Here is a 16447-nt window from a genome sequence, read left to right on the forward strand (position 1 = left end):
GCGACGCGGGACGACGATCCGTCCCCCACTGGGTGCGCGCCGAAGGAAGGGGCGATGTTTCAGCGTTTGGGCCTGATCGACGACGCCTTCGACGCAATCGCCGCCCTCGTGGAGGATGGCTTCGCGATCTGCTCGCTCATCACCGACCCCGAGGGACGCCCGGTCGACTACCGCTTCCTGCGCGTCAACCGCCGCTTCGAGGAGATGACCGGTCTTCGCGACGTCGAGGGCCGCACCGCGCTGGAGCTGATCCCGAATCTCGAACGCCGGCTGGTGACGCTCTATGGCCATGTCGCGCAGGCGCGCGAGCCCGCCCGCTTCCGCACGGTCTCGGCCCTCAGCGGGCGCGACTACGAGGTCGTGGCCACCCCGATCGAGGCGCCGGACGGCTTCGCCATCCTGTTCCGCGACGTGACCGAACTGGCCCGCGCCGAAGCCGAGCGCGAGGCTGAACTCCAGCGCGCGCAGCACCTCCTGGCCGAACTGAACCACCGCGTGATGAACAGCTTCGCCGCGATCTCCTCCATCGTGGCGCTGGAGATGCGCGCCGCCCCGCCCGAGGCGCGCCCGCCCCTCGAACGTCTTCAAGGCCGCGTCCAGGCCCTCGGTGCCCTCTACCGCCGTCTGGACGGAGCCTCGCGCGCCGACCGGATCGACGTGGCCGACTACCTGGGCGGCAACGTGGCCAGCTTCCGCGACGCGCTGGGCGCTGCCGCGGGGGTGGAGATCACCGCCGACGTCGCGCCGCTGACGCTGCCCACCCGCCTCGCGGTGCCGCTCGGGCTCGTAGTCAACGAGCTCGTGACCAATGCGGTCAAGCACGCCTTCGCACCCGGCCAGCCCGGCCATGTCCATGTCTCGCTCGCAGCCGAGGGGGACCTCTGGCGCCTGACGGTGGCCGACGATGGCGGCGGGCTCGGAGGCACGCAGACGGGCGGAAGCGGCATCGGCCATGTCCTCGTCGCCGCCTTCGTGGCCGAGCTCGGCGGCGAGATGTCGGTCGAAAGCGGCCCGCGCGGCACCACGACCACCGTGGATTTCCGCGTCTGACCCGAAGGCGCGGGAAACCCCGGTGGACCTCCGGGCGTCCTTCCTTTAAGGAGATCGCGCCCGCGCGAGCCGGGCGGCAACCGGAGTTCTGTCATGAAGATCGCGATCCTGGGCGGCGACGGCTTCGTGGGATGGCCCACCTCCCTGCACCTGTCGAGCCTCGGTCACGAGATCCACATCGTCGACAACCTGTCGCGCCGCTGGATCGACACCGAGCTGGGCGTGCAGTCGCTGACGCCCATGGACTCGATCCAGGAGCGCTGCCGCATCTGGCGCGAGGTGACGGGCCGTCGCCTGTCCTTCCACTTCCTCGACATCGCCAAGGAATACGACCGTTTCAAGGCGTGGCTGGAGGAACACCGTCCCGACGCCGTGATCCACTTCGCCGAGCAGCGCGCCGCGCCCTATTCGATGAAGTCGGATCGGCACAAGGTCTACACGGTCAACAACAACGTCAACGCCACGCATAACGTCCTGGCCGCGCTCGTGGAAACGGGCATCGACGCGCATCTCGTGCACCTGGGCACCATGGGCGTCTACGGCTACTCGACCATCGGCGCCGCGATCCCCGAGGGCTACCTCCCCGTGGGCATCGAGACCCTGGGCGGCGAGACGGTGCAACAGGAAATCCTGTATCCGACGCGCCCCGGCTCGGTCTACCACATGACCAAGAGCCTCGATCAGATCCTCTTCCAGTTCTACGCCCAGAACGACGGGCTGCGGATCACCGACCTGCACCAGGGCATCGTCTGGGGCACCCACACCGAGCAGACGCGCCTCCACCCGCAGCTCGTGAACCGCTTCGACTACGACGGCGACTACGGCACGGTGCTCAACCGTTTCCTGATCCAGGCGGCCATCGGCTATCCGCTGACCGTCCACGGCACGGGCGGCCAGACCCGCGCCTTCATCCACATCCAGGACTCGGTCCGCTGCATCGAGCTGGCGCTCGGCGACGCCCCCAAGCAGGGCGAGCGCGTCCGCATCTTCAATCAGATGACGGAAACGCACCGCGTCCGCGACCTCGCCAACCTCGTCGCGCGCCTGACCGGGGCCGAGGTCGCCTTCCTCCCCAACCCCCGCAAGGAGGCCGAGGAGAACGACCTGATCGTCCAGAACGACCAGTTCCTGGCCCTGGGCCTCGACCCGATCCGGCTTCAGGACGGGCTCCTGGCCGAGGTGGTGGACGTGGCGAAGAAGTTCGCGCACCGGATCGACCGCTCGCGCGTGCCCGCCGTCTCCGCCTGGACCAAGGACATCGCCGCCCGCGTCGACCGCGACCCCGAGCGCAAGGCCCTGCGTCCCGCATCGTGACCGCACGCGCCTATGTCACCCTCGTCACCAACGCGGACTTCGCGCTGGGGGCGGGGGCTCTCCTGCGCTCGCTCCACCTCACCGGCACCACCGCCGACCGCGTGGTGATGCACACCGGGGGCGTGCCGGCGGCATCGCTGGCCCCCCTTGCGGCGCGGGGCGCCCGCCTCGTGGAGGTGGACCTCCTCCCCACCTCCGCCTCCTTCAACGCCGCCCATGCCAAGGACCGCATCCACGGCCTGAACCCCTTCACCAAGGGCGAAAAGCCGCCGTTCCACACGCCGCTCGACAACTTCGCCAAGCTCCGGCTCTGGCAGCTTCCCTACGACCGCGTGGTGTTCCTCGACGCCGACACGCTGGTGCTGCGCAACATCGACCGGCTCTTCGACTACCCCGAGCTCTGCGCCGCCCCCAACGTCTACGAGGGCCTCGCCGACTTCCACCGAATGAACTCGGGCGTCCTCACCGCGCGACCCAGCCCGGCGACCTTCGACCGCCTGCTGGCGCAGCTCGACACGCCCGGCGCCTTCTGGAAGCGCACCGACCAGACCTTTCTCCAGACGGCCTTCCCCGACTGGCACGGGCTCCCGGTCATCTACAACATGCTCCAGTATGTCTGGTTCAACATGCCGGGCCTCTGGGACTGGGCCGACATCCACGTCCTCCACTACCAGTACGAGAAGCCGTGGCAGGACCACGCCAAGGCCGACCGCCTGCGCCCCCTGATCGACCTCTGGCGCGCCTACGCGGGCGAGGGACCGGTGCCGGACCTCTCGACCCTGCCGAACTCGGTCTGAGGCGCGGCGGTCATGAGGATCGCCCTGACCGGCGCCACGGGCCTCGTCGGCCAGTTCATCGCCGCCCGGATTCTGGCGCAGGGCCACGCCCTCGTCGCCCTCGGCCGCCAGCCCTCTCCGCACGGGGGCACCCACCGCCCCTGGCGCCTTCACGGGCCCGCGCCGCTCGACGGCTGCGACGCGCTGGTCCATGCCGCCTTCGTCCATGTCCCCGGCCGCTACCGGGGCGGCGAGGGCGACGACCCCGCAGGCTTCCTGCGCGCCAACCTCGACGGCACGCTGCGGCTCTGGGAGGAGGCGCGGGGCCTCCCCATCGTCTTCCTGTCCTCCCGCGCCGTCTATGACGGCCTCCCTTCGGGCACGATCCTCACCGAGGACCTGCCGCTCGCCCCCGACAGCCTCTACGGGCAGGTCAAGCTCGCCGCCGAGACGGCCCTCCACGCCCGGGGCGGCGCGTCCCTGCGCGCGACCGGCGTCTACGGCCCCCCCGCGCCGGGCCAGCGCCACAAATGGGCCGACCTCTTCGACGCCGTCGCGCGCGGCGAACCTGTCGCCCCAGCCTGCGGGACCGAGGTCCACGGCGACGACCTCGCCCGCGCCGTCCTGCTTCTCCTCGACGCCCCGCCGGGGCCCTGGAACTGCTCGGACCTTCTCCTCGACCGCCGCGACCTGCTGGACCGCTGGACGCGCCGGACCGGCGTCGCGGGTCCTTTGCCGCCCCGCTCCGACCGGCGACCGAACGTCATGGACTGCTCGCGCCTCCGCGCCCTGGGTTGGACCCCGGGCGGCGAGGCGGCCCTGGACCGGGCCCTCGACCTCATGGCCGCCCTCTAGGGGTGTTGCGCGAATCGGGCGACCACCGTTCGGTGCTGCAACGAACCGTTAACCTTTTGCCCGCATCCTGACCCTGCGCCGGCGATCCGGGGGCCTGGTGACAGCAGGCGCCCCGACCCTCGCCGGCGCTGGTCCGGGCCCGTGCGCACCCCCGGACGAGAGCTCTTTGCGGGACCGGGGTGCGCCGTCCCACTGGGAGGCCCGCGCCGCAATCCGGCGCCGCCGCAAAGACCCAGCCGCCGCGCGTCGAGGACGCGCCTTCCGCCGCGCGGAACCTCACTCGCGCCCGAACAGCCCCCGCAGCGCCCCGCCCAGCAGGCCCGTCACCGAAGGCGCCTCGCGCGCGAGGAAGGGCAGGGGGCGGCAGACCTCGATGGCGGCGACCCCCACCCGTGCGGTCAGCGCGCCGTTCACGACGCCCTCGCCGAAACGGCGCGACAGCCGCGACAGCACCGTGCCGCCCGCGACCCCGTGGATCAGGTCGTCGCCCACGGCGACCGCTCCGGTGGCCACCAGATGCGTCATCACCCCGCGCACCAGCCGCCAGGACTCGATGGTCCCCGACCGGCCCCCATAGACCTCGGCGATGCGGCGGATCATCCGCAGGTTCGCCCCCAGCACGGCGGCCACATCCGCGAGAGGCAGCGGCACCACCGCCGTCACCGCCGCCACCTGCCGCGCCGCCTGCGCGACCTCCCGCTCCGCCGCGGCGTCGAGCGGGGCCAGCAGCTCCGCCTCGGCCAGCCGCAGCAGGCCGTCCGCGTCGAAGATCTCCCCCTGCCGCTCCCTCAGCCGCGTCGCCGCCCGGCCAAGCCCGTCCCGCCCGGCGTAGAGCCGCAGCAGTCCCTCCGCCACCTCCCGCGCCTGCGACAGGCTCCCCGAGGCCAGCGCCGCCGCCGCGTCCCGCTGCACCGCATCGATCCGCGCCAGCCGCCGGATCGCCAGCGCCTCGCGCCCGGCGATGACCAGCGCCACGAGGCAGAGCCCGAACAGCAGGGCCGTGGCGATCCCGCCCAGCACGGGATGCCGCTCCAAAAGCGACGTCACCCAATCCCAGGCCGCGACCGACAGCGCGAACAGAAGGAAGCTCCCCAGCAGCGACCAGAACCACGCCGCAAGGCGCGACCTGGGCCGGGCCGCCATCCGCATGGCCCGCGCCATCGCCGGGGGCTGCGCCGGGACGCCCGGCTCGGGGACCGGAGGAGCCGCCTCGGGCGCGGGCGGAGGGGCGTCCTCGATCTCGATGACCACGGGGCCGCGCGGGCGGGGCGTATCGGTCACGGGGCGTCCTCCCTCCGGGCGGTCACAGCCGGTCCCCGATCAGGAACTCGGCCGCCTTGTCGAGCCGGATATGCGGCGGCCCCTCGCCGGGGCGCAGCGTCAGCGGCGCGGGCGCGAATTCCTCCAGGGCATAGTCCTGCAGTGGCCAGTCCTCGGCCCCCGCCCGCGCGGGTGCGAGGAGATGGCCCGGGTCCTCGGGCAGGTCGCCCGGATGCAGCGCCACCTGCCGGCCCGAGCCCGCCGCGCGCCCCCGCACCACGTCCACCATCTCGCCCCCCGAGCTGACGCGGTCCTCCACCGTCGTGCGCAGCGAAGCGATGGCCATGGCCTCGGTCTCCGCCCCGGCGAACTCGGCCCGGTCGCGTGCCTCGCGCAGCAGCGCCTCGGTCAGCGCCGCGAGCCGGGCGTGCTGGGTGTGGTGCAGGTGGTCGGCCTTGGTGGCGGCGAACAGGATGCGCTCCACCCGCTTCTGTCCCAGAAGCCGCGCGAGCCAGGCGTTCCGCCCCGGATTGAAGGCGCCAAGGATGTCGGCCATGGCCTCGCGCAGGTCCTCGAAGGCGCGGGGCCCGTTCGCCAGCGCCCCCAGCACGTCCACCAGCACCACCTGCCGGTCGATCCGGGCGAAGTGCTCGCGGAAGAAGGGCTTCACGACCAGCCGCTTGTAGGCCTCGAAGCGACGCTCGCTCTCGCGCCAGAGCGACCGGCGCGGCGGATCGGCCACGGCCGGCAGCGGCGCGAAGGTCAGCACCGGCGAGCCCTCCAGATCGCCCGGCAGCAGGAACCGTCCCGGCGTGCAGTCCGAATATCCCGCCTCCCGCGCGGTCTGGAGATGCCGGGCATAGGCCTCGGCCAGCCCCCTGAGCGTGATTTCGTCGAAGTCCTGGCCCGGGTCGATCCCGTCCAGCCGCTTCAGGAACGCCTCCGCCCCCGGCCGCTGCCGCGCCTTCGCCAGCGCCCGCTCGGACCAGCCCGCGAAGTCGCGGTCCAGAAGCCCCAGGTCGAGAAGCCACTCCCCCGGATAGTCCACGATGTCGAGATGCAGCACCCGCGGCCCCGAGAGGCCCCCCAGCAGGCCCGTCGGCGCCAGCCGCAAGGACAGGCGCAGCTCGGAGGTCCGGCGCGTCCCCTCGGGCCAGCGCGGCTCCGGCGCGGTCAGGGCGGCCAGATGGTCCTCGTAGGCGAAGCGCGCCACGGCGTCGTCTGGCTGGGGCTGGAGCCAGGCGGCGAGCACGCGCTCCTCGGCCGCCGCGCGGAGCTGCGGCATCCGGCCCCGGTCCATGAGGTTGGCGACCAGCGAGGTGATGAACACCGTCTTGCCCGCCCGGCTGAGCCCGGTGACGCCCAGGCGGATCACCGGATCCTGGAAGGGGGCGGCCACCGCCTCGGCCATGTTGCGCGTCGCCTGCCAGACGCTCTCGGTGACCGAGCCGATCATGTCGTCCCCTTTGCCTTCCCGGCCAAGATAGGAGCGGGCCGTGCCGAAGGGTAGGGCGCTCAGGCCCGGGGATGCGCCCGGTCGTAGACTTCGAGGAGCCGCCCGGCATCCACCGCCGTGTAACCCTGCGTCGTGGAAAGCGAAGCGTGGCCCAGCAGCTCCTGGATCGCCCGCAGGTCGCCTCCGGCGGCCAGCAGATGGGTGGCGAAGGAATGGCGCAGGGCATGCGGCGTCGCGGTGGCCGGCAGGCCCAGCCCGGCGCGGGCGCGCTCCACGGCCCGCTGGACGAGGCGGGGCGAGAGAGGGCCGCCCCGCACGCCCAGGAAAAGCGGCCCGTCCTTGGCGATGGCATGGGGACACAGACGGACATAATCGGCGACCGCTTCGCGTGCGACGGGCAGGACGGGCACGAGCCTCTCCTTGCCGCCCTTGCCCCGAATGCGAAGCACCGGCGGTAGATCCGCCTCCCGGCCGGTCAGGCCCAGCGCCTCGGAGATTCGCAGGCCCAGCCCGTAAAGGAGCGTCACCACCGCAAGATCGCGGGCCGCGACCCAGGGCTCATTCGGCTCGGCCTCGATGGCGGCCAGGACGTCGCGGGCGCTCTCGGGCGCAAGGGGGCGGGGCAGACGCGGCTTGACACGCGGGCCGCGGGCCGAAAGCGCGGCCGTGACGTCGAACCCTTCGCGATCGCCCAGCCATCCGCAGAAGCCCCGCACCGCCGACAGGCGGCGGGAAAGGGAACGGGCCGAAAGGCCGCGGCCCCGCTCGTGCGCCATGAAAGCGCGGAGGTCCGAGATGGAGAGGCGGGCCAGCGAGGCCATGCCTTCCGCAGCGCCGTTATGGACGGCCAGGAAGGCCAGGAAGGCAACGACGTCGGCCCGGTACGCCTCGATGGTTTTGGCGGTCAAACCCCGCCGCGCCCGACCTTGCGACAGCCAGATGTCCAGCGCTTCGGAGAGTTGTGGCGCGATCATCCGAGCCAGCGCCGCAAGGCGCGCTCGACCACGGCCGCGAAGAAGGCCAGGAGGTCCGTCCCATGCTGCGGCTGGAACTGGCGCGGGTCCTCGGAGCCGAGGACCAGAAGGCCCACGTCCTCGCCGAGGTCGAGCCGGAGGCAGGCCTCCGATTCGATGCGGTCGCCATGGAGGGTGTCCAGATCCACCGGCCGAAGGATTACCGGGCGGGCTGGCAGGGGGCTGCCGGCACGCAGATAGGCGTCGACGAAGCCGCGCGGCTCGGTCACCAGCACGCTTTCGAGCCGCTCGATGCCATCCTCGTCGTCCGTGTGGTCCGTCTCGATCACCAGGCGGATCGAATCAACCCGCAGGATCGACATGACCTCGCCTCCGAGGTCGCGCAGGAAGGTCTCGAACCGCTCGGGCTCCAGAAGGCGCAGCACGGCGCGATGAATCTGGGCGGTGCCCGCCACGTTGTCGTAGGCGGCGGCGATGACGCTGCGGTGGGTGTCCTCCAGCCGGTCGAGCCGCTTCTCCAGCCGGTCCATGGCGATGCCGCGCAGGTCCACGACGTTGGGCCCCATGGCGCGCTCATTGGCCGCGACGAGGACGCGCATGATGTCCTTGTCGTCCAGAAGAACCGCCGGGTCGGCCATGATGGTCTCGCGGACCTTGGGGTCCATGAGGGGGGTGCTGCTCATGCCTCTGTCTCGTTCGTTGGTCTTTTCCGGCACCCTATCAGCGACGATGGGTCGGGCCAGCGGGATCGAAGGCCTGTTTTCACCAGATCGGCGAATCGTGGCGCACATGCCAAGGTGAACGGGCGGGGGGAAAACCTTGTCCCTGTGGCGGAAATGGAACATATCAGGAACCACGCCCAGGAGGACGGATCATGTCCAAAACCCGCACCAGTCCGCGCCTTGCGCCCGCCGCCTTGCCAGAGGCGCCCGAGGCCGAGGGCGATCCCTTCGGGCTCGACCTGCTGGACGCAGCCAAGACCGAGGCTCCGGCGCCGCCGTCCTGGCGCATGGCCGAGCAGGCGTACGAGGATCGCTTCGCGCCGGGCGAGCGGGTCGGCGTCCTGCCGCTCGGGGCGCTCGACCGGCTCCTCGATTACAAGGCTCCCAAGGACGGATGCGCGCCGGGGGCCTTTGTCGAGGTGCCGCTCGGGCCCCGGCAGATCGTCGGCATCGTCTGGGGACCAGGCACGGGGGAGGTGCCCGAGGCCCGGCTGCGTCCCGTCTCGCGCATCCTCGATGCGCCGCCCTTGCGCGCTCCGATGCGCGAGTTCCTCGGGCGGGCCGCCGACTACACGTTGACGCCCCTCCCGGCGATGGTGCGGCTTGCCACCCGGGCGCCGGGGCTGACCGAAGGCCAGGCGATGCGGCATGTCTACCGGCTGGGCCCGCGCGAGGCCGGGCGCATGACCGACGCGCGCGCGCGCGCGCTCGCGGTCCTGCGCGACCATCCCGAAATGAGCTTCACGCTCGGGGAACTGGCCAACATGGCCGGCGTGGGGACGGCGGTCATCAAGGGGCTCGTGACCCAGGGCGCGGTGGTCGAGACTGAAGCGCCGCGCGACCAGCCCTATCCGGTGCTGGACCTCGACGCGCACGGCGTGTCGCTGACGCCGGACCAGATGCTGGCCGCGGCCGCGCTGCGCATCGGGGCCGAGGCGCGCAGCTACAACACGACGCTCCTCAAGGGCGTCACTGGGTCGGGCAAGACCGAGGTCTATCTGGAGGCGGTGGCCGAGACGTTGCGGCAGGGGCGGCAGGCCCTGGTGCTTCTCCCGGAGATCGCGCTCACCGGGGCTTTCCTCGCCCGTGTCGAGAAGCGGTTCGGCGCGCCGGCGGCCGAGTGGCATTCCGGCATGACCCAGACCGAACGCCGCCGGCTCTGGCGCATGGCCGCGACCGGAGGGGCGTCCCTGGTGGTGGGCGCGCGGTCGGCGCTGTTCCTGCCGTTCCGCGACCTGGGCCTCGTCGTCGTCGACGAGGAGCACGACACCTCTTACAAGCAGGAGGACGGCGTCCTCTACAACGCCCGCGACATGGCCGTGCTTCGGGCTTCGATCGAGAAGTCGCAGGTGATCCTCGCCTCGGCCACGCCCTGCCTGGAAAGCTGGCACAACGCCGAGATCGGGAAGTACGCCCGCCTGACCTTGCCCGCGCGCGTGGGCCTCGCGGTGCTGCCCACGATCAAGGCCGTGGACATGCGGCTCGAGGACATCGCGCGGGGGAACTGGGTCTCGCCCACGCTCGCCAACGCGGTGGCCGCGCGGCTGGAGCGGCAGGAGCAGTCACTTCTGTTCCTCAACCGGCGGGGCTACGCGCCGGTGACGCTCTGCCGGTCCTGCGGGCATCAGCTCGGCTGCCCGCACTGCGACGCGCGGCTGGTGGAGCACCGCTTCATGCGCCGCCTGATGTGCCACCAGTGCGGCGAGACGCAACCCATGCCTATCGCCTGCCCGGATTGCGGGGCCGAGGGCAAGCTCGCGCCCGTGGGGCCGGGGGTGGAGCGGCTGGGCGAGGAGGTCGCGGCGCTGTTCCCGACGGCGCGGACGGCGGTGCTGTCCTCGGACCTTTACGGATCGGCCAAGTCGCTCAAGGACGCCATCGAGCAGATCGCCGACGGGGCGGCGGACATCGTCATCGGGACGCAGCTCGTGGCCAAGGGGCACAACTTCCCGAACCTCACGCTCGCCGGGGTGATCGACGCGGACCTGGGACTCTATGGCAGCGACCTGCGGGCGGCCGAGCGGACCTTTGCCTTGATGCGGCAGGTCTCGGGCCGGGCGGGGCGGGCCGAGGCGCCGGGCGAGGCGATGCTCCAGACCTACCAGCCGCACCATCCGGTGATCCAGGCGATCCTCAGGGATGACGACGAGGGTTTCTGGCGCGCCGAGGCCGAGGCGCGGCGGATGGCCGGGATGCCGCCCTTCTCGCGACTGGCCGGGATCATCCTCTCCTCGGAAGACGCGCAGGAGGTCATGGACAAGGCCGTCGAGATGTCCCGCCACATCGAGCCGCTGCGGCGCATCGGAGCCGAGGTCTGGGGCCCGGCGCCCGCGCCCATCGCGCGGGTGCGGGGTCGGCACCGGGTGCGGCTGCTGGTCAAGGCCGACCGGGCGGCCCCGCTGCAGGACGCGCTCGCGCGGTGGGCGGCGCAGTTCCGGTTCCCGTCGGACCTGCGGCTCACCATCGACATCGACCCGCAGAGCTTCATGTGAGGGCTCCATGACCGATCCAGGCCTGTTCGTCGTCCTCGTCCTCGGAGGTCTGCTGGCGACGTGGCTCGTCTGGCGCTGGACACGCCGCATCCTGCGCCTGCTGCTCCTGCTCGCGCTTGTGGGCGGAGCGATCTGGCTCTGGACGGGCGGACGCCTGCCGGAGGCGCTCGCGGCGCTGGGCGTGCCGCTGGAGTGATCGGCGGACCCTGCCAAGCGGGGCGTGGCGCACCTATATCCGTCCCGACAGACAGGAGCCGCCGCATGTTCAATCTCTTTTCCTCCGACAAGACCCGCATGATCTCGCCCGACGAAGCCCTGCCAGGCCGCGACCGGCCGATCCCGACCGCCGACCGCCATGCCGTGCTGGGCGTGCCGCTGAGCCTCGACCTGCCCGAGGGCATGGAGGAGGCCGTCTTCGGCATGGGCTGCTTCTGGGGAGTGGAGCGGATGTTCTGGAAGCTTCCCGGCGTCCACTCGACCATGGTGGGCTATGCGGCGGGCTATTCGCCCAACCCGACCTATGAGGAGGTCTGCACCGGCCGCACCGGGCACAACGAGGTCGTCCGCGTGGTCTACGATCCCAAGGTGATCTCCTACGAGGACTTGCTGCGGACCTTCTGGGAAGGCCATGATCCGACCCAGGGCATGCGGCAGGGCAACGACCGGGGCACCCAATACCGTTCGGGCATCTACACCTTCAGCGAGGCCCAGCGCTTGGCGGCCGAGCGGACCAAGGCCGCCTATCAGGAGCGCCTGTCGGCGGCGGGTTACGGCGCGATCACGACCGAGATCCAGGAGGCGGGGCCCTTCTACATGGCCGAGGACTACCATCAGCAGTACCTTCACAAGAACCCGCGCGGCTATTGCGGGGTGGGCGGCACGGGCGTGACCTGCCCGGTGGGCGTCGCCGTCTGAGCCGGTGCGCGCCCCTGGTTGACCGCCGGGGCGCGGCACCCTAGGCCATCCGCCAAGGAGGGCCGGACCATGATGTATTCCGCCATCACGATCTGCGAGGGGCTCGCCTCGGCGCAGGCCCTGGCCGAGGCCGTCGAGGAGATCGACCCCGCGCCCTTCGCCGTCGGGCATTTCGAGATCGAGGACGGGTCGAACCGCTTCGAGGTCGGCGCGCATTTCGAGGAGGTGCCCGACGACGTGGTGCTCGACCTTCTCGCCGCCGTGCACGGGGCGCGGCCCTGGACCATCTCGGAGGTGCCCGAGGTCGACTGGGTCGCCAAGGTGCGCCGTGACCTGCCGCCCGTCGAGGCGGGGCGTTTCTTCCTTTATGGCTCCCATGATGCGGACAAGGTGCCGGAAGGCCGCGTGCCGCTGCTGATCGAGGCCGCCATGGCCTTCGGCACCGGGCACCACGGCACGACGCTGGGCTGCCTGCGCGCCATCGACCGGCTGGAGGCGCAGGGCTTCCGGCCGCGCGGCGTCGCCGATGTGGGGGCGGGGACGGCCGTGCTGGCCATGGCCGCGGCCAAGGTCTGGCCCGGGGCCGCGCCGGTCGTCGCGGGCGACATCGACCCGGTGGCGGTCGAGACGGCGGCGGCGAACCTGACCGCCAATGGACTGGGAGAGCGCGTGGCCTGCGTGGAGGCGGCGGGGATCGACGCCCCCGCGTTCCGCGAGGGCGCGCCCTTCGACCTGATCCTCGCCAACATCCTCAAGGGGCCGCTGATCGCGCTCGCCCCCGACCTCGCGGGCGCGCTGGCGCCGGGCGGGCGGGTGGTCCTGTCGGGACTTCTGGTCGAGCAGGCCCCCGACGTGCTGGCCGCCTACGAGCGACAGGGCCTGCGCGAGGCCGACCGCGAGCAGATCGGCGACTGGGCGATCCTGGTGCTGGCCCGGGCCGATTGAGGCGGAACCAAGGGGGCGGGCTCGGCCTGCCCTGATTTCGCCGCAATCAGCGGCCAGTCTGGGCCGACCGGGGCGGAGGCCGTCCCGGCCGGTGTTCCCCTGTTCTGAGTCCGCCTCATGCCCGATCCTTCGTTCTCGACCCGCGTCGCCAAGATCCAGCACGCGCGCCGCCCTGGACCCTTCGGGTTGCGGCGCCGGACCGCGGGCTCCCCGCAGCCCCGCTGGCGCATTCTCGGCCGGATGCTGGCGGCCCTGGTTCTCGCGGCGATCGCCTTCAAGACGCTGCTCTTCGTCGGGCTGGGCGAAGCCACCTACGAGGGACGGCGCGCAAAGCTGGCCAACGGCACCGAGCTGGAGCGGGCGGCCGCCTGGCTGATGCAGCCCGATCCGATCGGGCTGGGCGTGGCCCGGGTGGTGGAGGGGCTCAAGGGCTGACCCCGGGCGTGTCCGCCGGGCCGCGCGCGCCGGGACCCGTGGCCCCTCGCACTGGCTGGCGTTCGCTGTTTGTGCTAGCTGCGCCATGAAGGCCAGGCAAAGGATGGTGCGATGCGCGTGATGGGGATCGATCCGGGCCTCCAGAACATGGGCTGGGGCGTCATCGAGGTCGAGGGCGTCCGCATCCGCCACGTGGCCAACGGCGTCGTGCATTCGGGGCAGGGGGATCTCGCCAGCCGCCTCCTGCGGCTTTACGACCAGATGCGAGCCGTGGTCTCGGCCCAGATGCCCGAGGCGGCCGCCGTGGAGCAGACCTTCGTCAACAAGGACGCCACGGGGACGCTCAAGCTCGGGCAGGCGCGGGCCATCGCGCTGCTCGTCCCGGCGCAGTACGGGCTGTCCATCGGGGAATACGCGCCCAACGCCGTCAAGAAGGCGGTCGTGGGCGTGGGCCACGCGGCCAAGGCGCAGATCGACCACATGGTGCGGCTGCACCTGCCGGGGGTCTCGATCGCCGGGCCGGACGCGGCCGACGCGCTCGCGGTGGCGATCTGCCATGCGCACCATCTCCAGTCCGCGACTCATCTGACCGCCGCCATCGCCAAGGCCGAGGACCGGGCGCTCGACCAGCGGGCCAACGCCGCGCGCGCGGCGGTCGCGCGCGCGATCCGCGAGGCGCGGCGGTGATCGGGCGCGTCGCCGGGCGGCTGGTCTACCGCGCACAGGACCATGTGCTGATCGACGTGCGGGGCGTGGGCTACCTCGTCCATGTCTCGGAGCGGGTGCTGGCCGGGCTGCCGAGGAACGGCGAGGCCGTGGCGCTGTTCACCGAACTGCAGGTGCGCGAGGACGGTTGGACGCTGTTCGGCTTTCCGACGCTGGTCGAGAAGGAGTGGTACCGGCTCCTCGTGACCGTGCAGGGGGTGGGGGCCAAGGTGGCGCTGGCGCTGTTGGGCGCGCTGGGGCCCGACGCGCTGGGCCGCGCTATCGCTCTGGGGGACTGGGCGACGCTGGCCCGCGCCAAGGGGGTCGGCCCCCGGACGGCGCAGCGGGTCGCGAACGAGCTGCGCGAGAAGGCCCCGGTCGTCATGGCCATGGCGGGGCTGATCGGGACGACCACCGCGACGACGCACGAGCTGGAGCCCGATGAGGCTCCGGTCGTGGAGGACGTTCCGACCGAGGACGCGCCCGCGCCGGCCAAGCGGGCGCGCGCCAAGCGCGGGCCCGATCCGTCGGCCGTCGCTCAGGCCGACGCGCTCTCGGCCTTGGGGAACCTGGGCTATGCGCCCGGCGAGGCGGTGCAGGCGGTCGCGCAGGCCGCCGACGCCAGCCCGCAGGCGGGCACGGCCGAGCTGATCCGCGCGGCGCTGCGGCTCCTCGCGCCCAAGGAGTAGGCCGGGACCCTTCGGGCTCTGGCGGAACGGAAGGCGAACTCTTAGATGAGGCCCATGAGCGATCCCCTTCTCCGCCCCGACCCGCAGCCCGAGGACATGAGCGACAAGGCGCTGCGCCCGCAGCTCCTGCACGAGTTCATCGGCCAGCACGAGGCGCGGCAGAACCTCAAGGTCTTCATCGAGTCGGCCAAGATGCGCGGCGAGGCGATGGACCACACGCTGTTCTACGGCCCGCCGGGGCTGGGGAAGACGACGCTCGCGCAGATCATGTCGCGCGAATTGGGCGTGGGCTTTCGCATGACCTCCGGTCCCGTGCTCGCCAAGGCGGGGGACCTCGCGGCGATCCTGACGAATCTCGAGGCCAAGGACGTCCTGTTCATCGACGAGATCCACCGCCTGAGCCCGGTGGTCGAAGAGGTGCTGTATCCGGCGCTGGAGGATTTCCAGCTCGACCTCGTGATCGGGGAAGGACCTGCGGCGCGGACCGTGCGGATCGAGTTGCAGCCCTTCACGCTGGTGGGCGCCACGACGCGGCTCGGGCTCCTGACCACGCCGCTGCGCGACCGCTTCGGCATCCCGACGCGGCTCGAGTTCTACACCGTGGACGAGCTCTACGAGATCGTCACCCGCAATGCCAAGCTGCTGGGTGCTCCCGCCGAGCCCGCGGGGGCGCGCGAGATCGCCCGCCGCGCGCGGGGCACGCCGCGGATCGCGGGGCGGCTCCTGCGGCGCGTGGTGGACTTCGCGGTGGTCGAGGGCGACGGACGAATCACCCGCGAACTCGCGGACCGGGCGCTGACGCGTCTGGGGGTGGACGACCTCGGGCTCGACAGCGGCGACCGGCGCTACCTGCGGCTCATCGCCGAAAGCTACCTGGGCGGGCCGGTGGGGGTGGAGACGCTCTGCGCGGCGCTCTCCGAGGCGCGCGACGCCATCGAGGAGGTCATCGAGCCCTATCTGCTCCAGCAGGGCCTGATCCAGCGCACGCCGCGCGGGCGGATGCTCACCCAGGCCGCCTTCCGTCATCTGGGGCTGGAGGTGCCCAAGGGGCAGGGCGATCTGTTCGGCTGAGGGCATGGGGACGTCCTGTGTCATGGGACCACCCTCGCGCGCCGGGGTTAACGATTCCTGACAGCACCGAACGGTCCTCCCTCGATTCGCGCAACACCCCCGGAGGGCCTGCGCCGGCTCCATCAACTTGGCCCAAATACGCCTTCGACCCCGGCCACCGGCGCCGCGCCTTGACGGGCGGACGCCGGCCGGAAAGGGTCGCGCCATGACCCACGTCTTTCCCGTCCGCGTCTATTACGAGGACACCGACCTCGCCGGGATCGTCTATTACGCCAACTACCTGCGCTTCATCGAGCGGGCGCGCACGGAATGGGCGCGCGCGGCGGGCATCGACCAGGGGCGGCTGCGCGAGGAGCAGGGACTGGTCTTCGCCGTCCGCCGCGTCGAAGCCGACTACCTGAGCCCCGCCCGATTCGACGACCTGCTGGAGGTGCGAACGGAGGTCGAGGAGGCCTCGGGCGCGCGAATGGTCCTGGCGCAGGAGGTGCGGCGGGGCGAGGAGCGCGTCTTCGCGGCGCGGGTGACGCTGGTGGCGCTGGGCGCGGACGGCCGGCCCCGGCGCATTCCTTCACGGCTTCGCGAGGCGGGCGGGTAGAGACGCCGCAGCCGGGTCACAATCGCGCCCGTTCGCTCGGAGGAGGTAGCGCTGGGCCCGCGCCTGAGTTATCCCCACGCGCAAGCGCGCCCCTGAGTGGCGGCAAGGCGGCAGAGACAGGCTCATGGAACCAGCGACCGACTACTCGATGTGGGGGCTGTTCGCCCACGCGACCCTTGTGGTGAAGCTCATC

17 protein-coding genes are annotated in these 16447 nt (G+C 72.0%); 13 read left to right on the top strand and 4 right to left on the bottom strand.

Going from position 1 to position 16447, the window contains the following annotated elements; all coding sequences use genetic code 11:
• Positions 1-54 precede the first annotated feature (54 nt).
• The 4 genes from FHG71_RS14415 (at position 55) to FHG71_RS14430 (ending at position 3995) form a co-directional block, all read left to right on the top strand.
• The gene (locus FHG71_RS14415) at positions 55-1050 is read left to right on the top strand and encodes a sensor histidine kinase (RefSeq protein ID WP_139082396.1); all 996 of its coding nucleotides are present in this window, start codon (positions 55-57) and stop codon (positions 1048-1050) included.
• 93 nt (positions 1051-1143) lie between these two features.
• Positions 1144-2364, top strand: coding sequence for an NAD-dependent epimerase/dehydratase family protein (locus tag FHG71_RS14420; protein ID WP_139082397.1), 1221 nt, complete (start codon positions 1144-1146; stop codon positions 2362-2364).
• The gene (locus FHG71_RS14425) at positions 2361-3161 is read left to right on the top strand and encodes a glycosyltransferase (RefSeq protein WP_176559433.1); all 801 of its coding nucleotides are present in this window, start codon (positions 2361-2363) and stop codon (positions 3159-3161) included. The genes FHG71_RS14420 and FHG71_RS14425 overlap by 4 nt, the downstream gene beginning before the upstream one ends.
• Before the next feature lie 12 nt (positions 3162-3173).
• The gene (locus FHG71_RS14430; protein WP_139082399.1) at positions 3174-3995 is read left to right on the top strand and encodes an NAD-dependent epimerase/dehydratase family protein; all 822 of its coding nucleotides are present in this window, start codon (positions 3174-3176) and stop codon (positions 3993-3995) included.
• Between the two features lie 276 nt (positions 3996-4271).
• Here the strand turns inward: FHG71_RS14430 and FHG71_RS14435 are convergent, their stop codons facing one another.
• From FHG71_RS14435 to FHG71_RS14450, 4 genes are read right to left on the bottom strand one after another with little or no spacing between them, the layout of a single operon-like run.
• Positions 4272-5276, bottom strand: a complete 1005-nt coding sequence (locus FHG71_RS14435; protein ID WP_139082400.1) for a YcjF family protein — start codon at positions 5274-5276, stop codon at positions 4272-4274.
• 22 nt (positions 5277-5298) lie between these two features.
• Positions 5299-6711 carry a YcjX family GTP-binding protein gene (locus FHG71_RS14440; RefSeq protein WP_139082401.1) on the bottom strand — a complete coding sequence of 471 codons (1413 nt, stop codon included), beginning with the start codon at positions 6709-6711 and terminating at the stop codon, positions 5299-5301.
• Between the two features lie 59 nt (positions 6712-6770).
• Positions 6771-7694 carry a tyrosine recombinase XerC gene (locus tag FHG71_RS14445; RefSeq protein ID WP_425467363.1) on the bottom strand — a complete coding sequence of 308 codons (924 nt, stop codon included), beginning with the start codon at positions 7692-7694 and terminating at the stop codon, positions 6771-6773.
• Positions 7682-8368: a DUF484 family protein gene (locus FHG71_RS14450; RefSeq protein ID WP_139082403.1), complete on the bottom strand. Its 687-nt coding sequence runs from the start codon at positions 8366-8368 to the stop codon at positions 7682-7684. The genes FHG71_RS14445 and FHG71_RS14450 overlap by 13 nt, the downstream gene beginning before the upstream one ends.
• A 326-nt stretch (positions 8369-8694) precedes the next feature.
• Between FHG71_RS14450 and FHG71_RS14455 the strand changes: the two genes are divergently transcribed.
• From FHG71_RS14455 to ybgC, 9 genes are all read left to right on the top strand, one after another.
• On the top strand, positions 8695-10899 hold the full coding sequence (locus tag FHG71_RS14455) for a primosomal protein N' (RefSeq protein WP_139082414.1): 2205 nt from the start codon (positions 8695-8697) through the stop codon (positions 10897-10899).
• 7 nt (positions 10900-10906) lie between these two features.
• On the top strand, positions 10907-11095 hold the full coding sequence (locus FHG71_RS14460; protein ID WP_139082404.1) for a hypothetical protein: 189 nt from the start codon (positions 10907-10909) through the stop codon (positions 11093-11095).
• A 65-nt stretch (positions 11096-11160) separates the two neighbouring features.
• Positions 11161-11814, top strand: a complete 654-nt coding sequence (msrA, locus tag FHG71_RS14465) for a peptide-methionine (S)-S-oxide reductase MsrA (protein WP_139082405.1) — start codon at positions 11161-11163, stop codon at positions 11812-11814.
• Positions 11815-11883: 69 nt separating this feature from the next.
• Complete coding sequence (locus tag FHG71_RS14470) at positions 11884-12759, top strand: 50S ribosomal protein L11 methyltransferase (protein WP_139082406.1); 876 nt, start codon at positions 11884-11886, stop codon at positions 12757-12759.
• A gap of 117 nt (positions 12760-12876) precedes the next feature.
• Positions 12877-13194, top strand: a complete 318-nt coding sequence (locus FHG71_RS14475) for a hypothetical protein (protein ID WP_139082407.1) — start codon at positions 12877-12879, stop codon at positions 13192-13194.
• Positions 13195-13305: 111 nt separating this feature from the next.
• Entirely contained in the window at positions 13306-13881 is a 576-nt protein-coding gene (gene ruvC / locus FHG71_RS14480; RefSeq protein WP_139082408.1) for a crossover junction endodeoxyribonuclease RuvC, read from the top strand.
• Complete coding sequence (ruvA, locus tag FHG71_RS14485; protein WP_139082409.1) at positions 13878-14588, top strand: Holliday junction branch migration protein RuvA; 711 nt, start codon at positions 13878-13880, stop codon at positions 14586-14588. The genes ruvC and ruvA overlap by 4 nt, the downstream gene beginning before the upstream one ends.
• Positions 14589-14633: 45 nt before the next feature.
• Positions 14634-15659, top strand: coding sequence for a Holliday junction branch migration DNA helicase RuvB (gene ruvB / locus FHG71_RS14490; protein ID WP_139082410.1), 1026 nt, complete (start codon positions 14634-14636; stop codon positions 15657-15659).
• A 205-nt stretch (positions 15660-15864) separates the two neighbouring features.
• Positions 15865-16254, top strand: a complete 390-nt coding sequence (gene ybgC / locus FHG71_RS14495; protein WP_139082411.1) for a tol-pal system-associated acyl-CoA thioesterase — start codon at positions 15865-15867, stop codon at positions 16252-16254.
• Positions 16255-16447: the final 193 nt, after the last annotated feature.

Origin of the sequence: Rubellimicrobium roseum (assembly GCF_006152145.1) — a bacterium.
GTDB classification, from domain to species: Bacteria; Pseudomonadota; Alphaproteobacteria; order Rhodobacterales; family Rhodobacteraceae; genus Rubellimicrobium; species Rubellimicrobium roseum.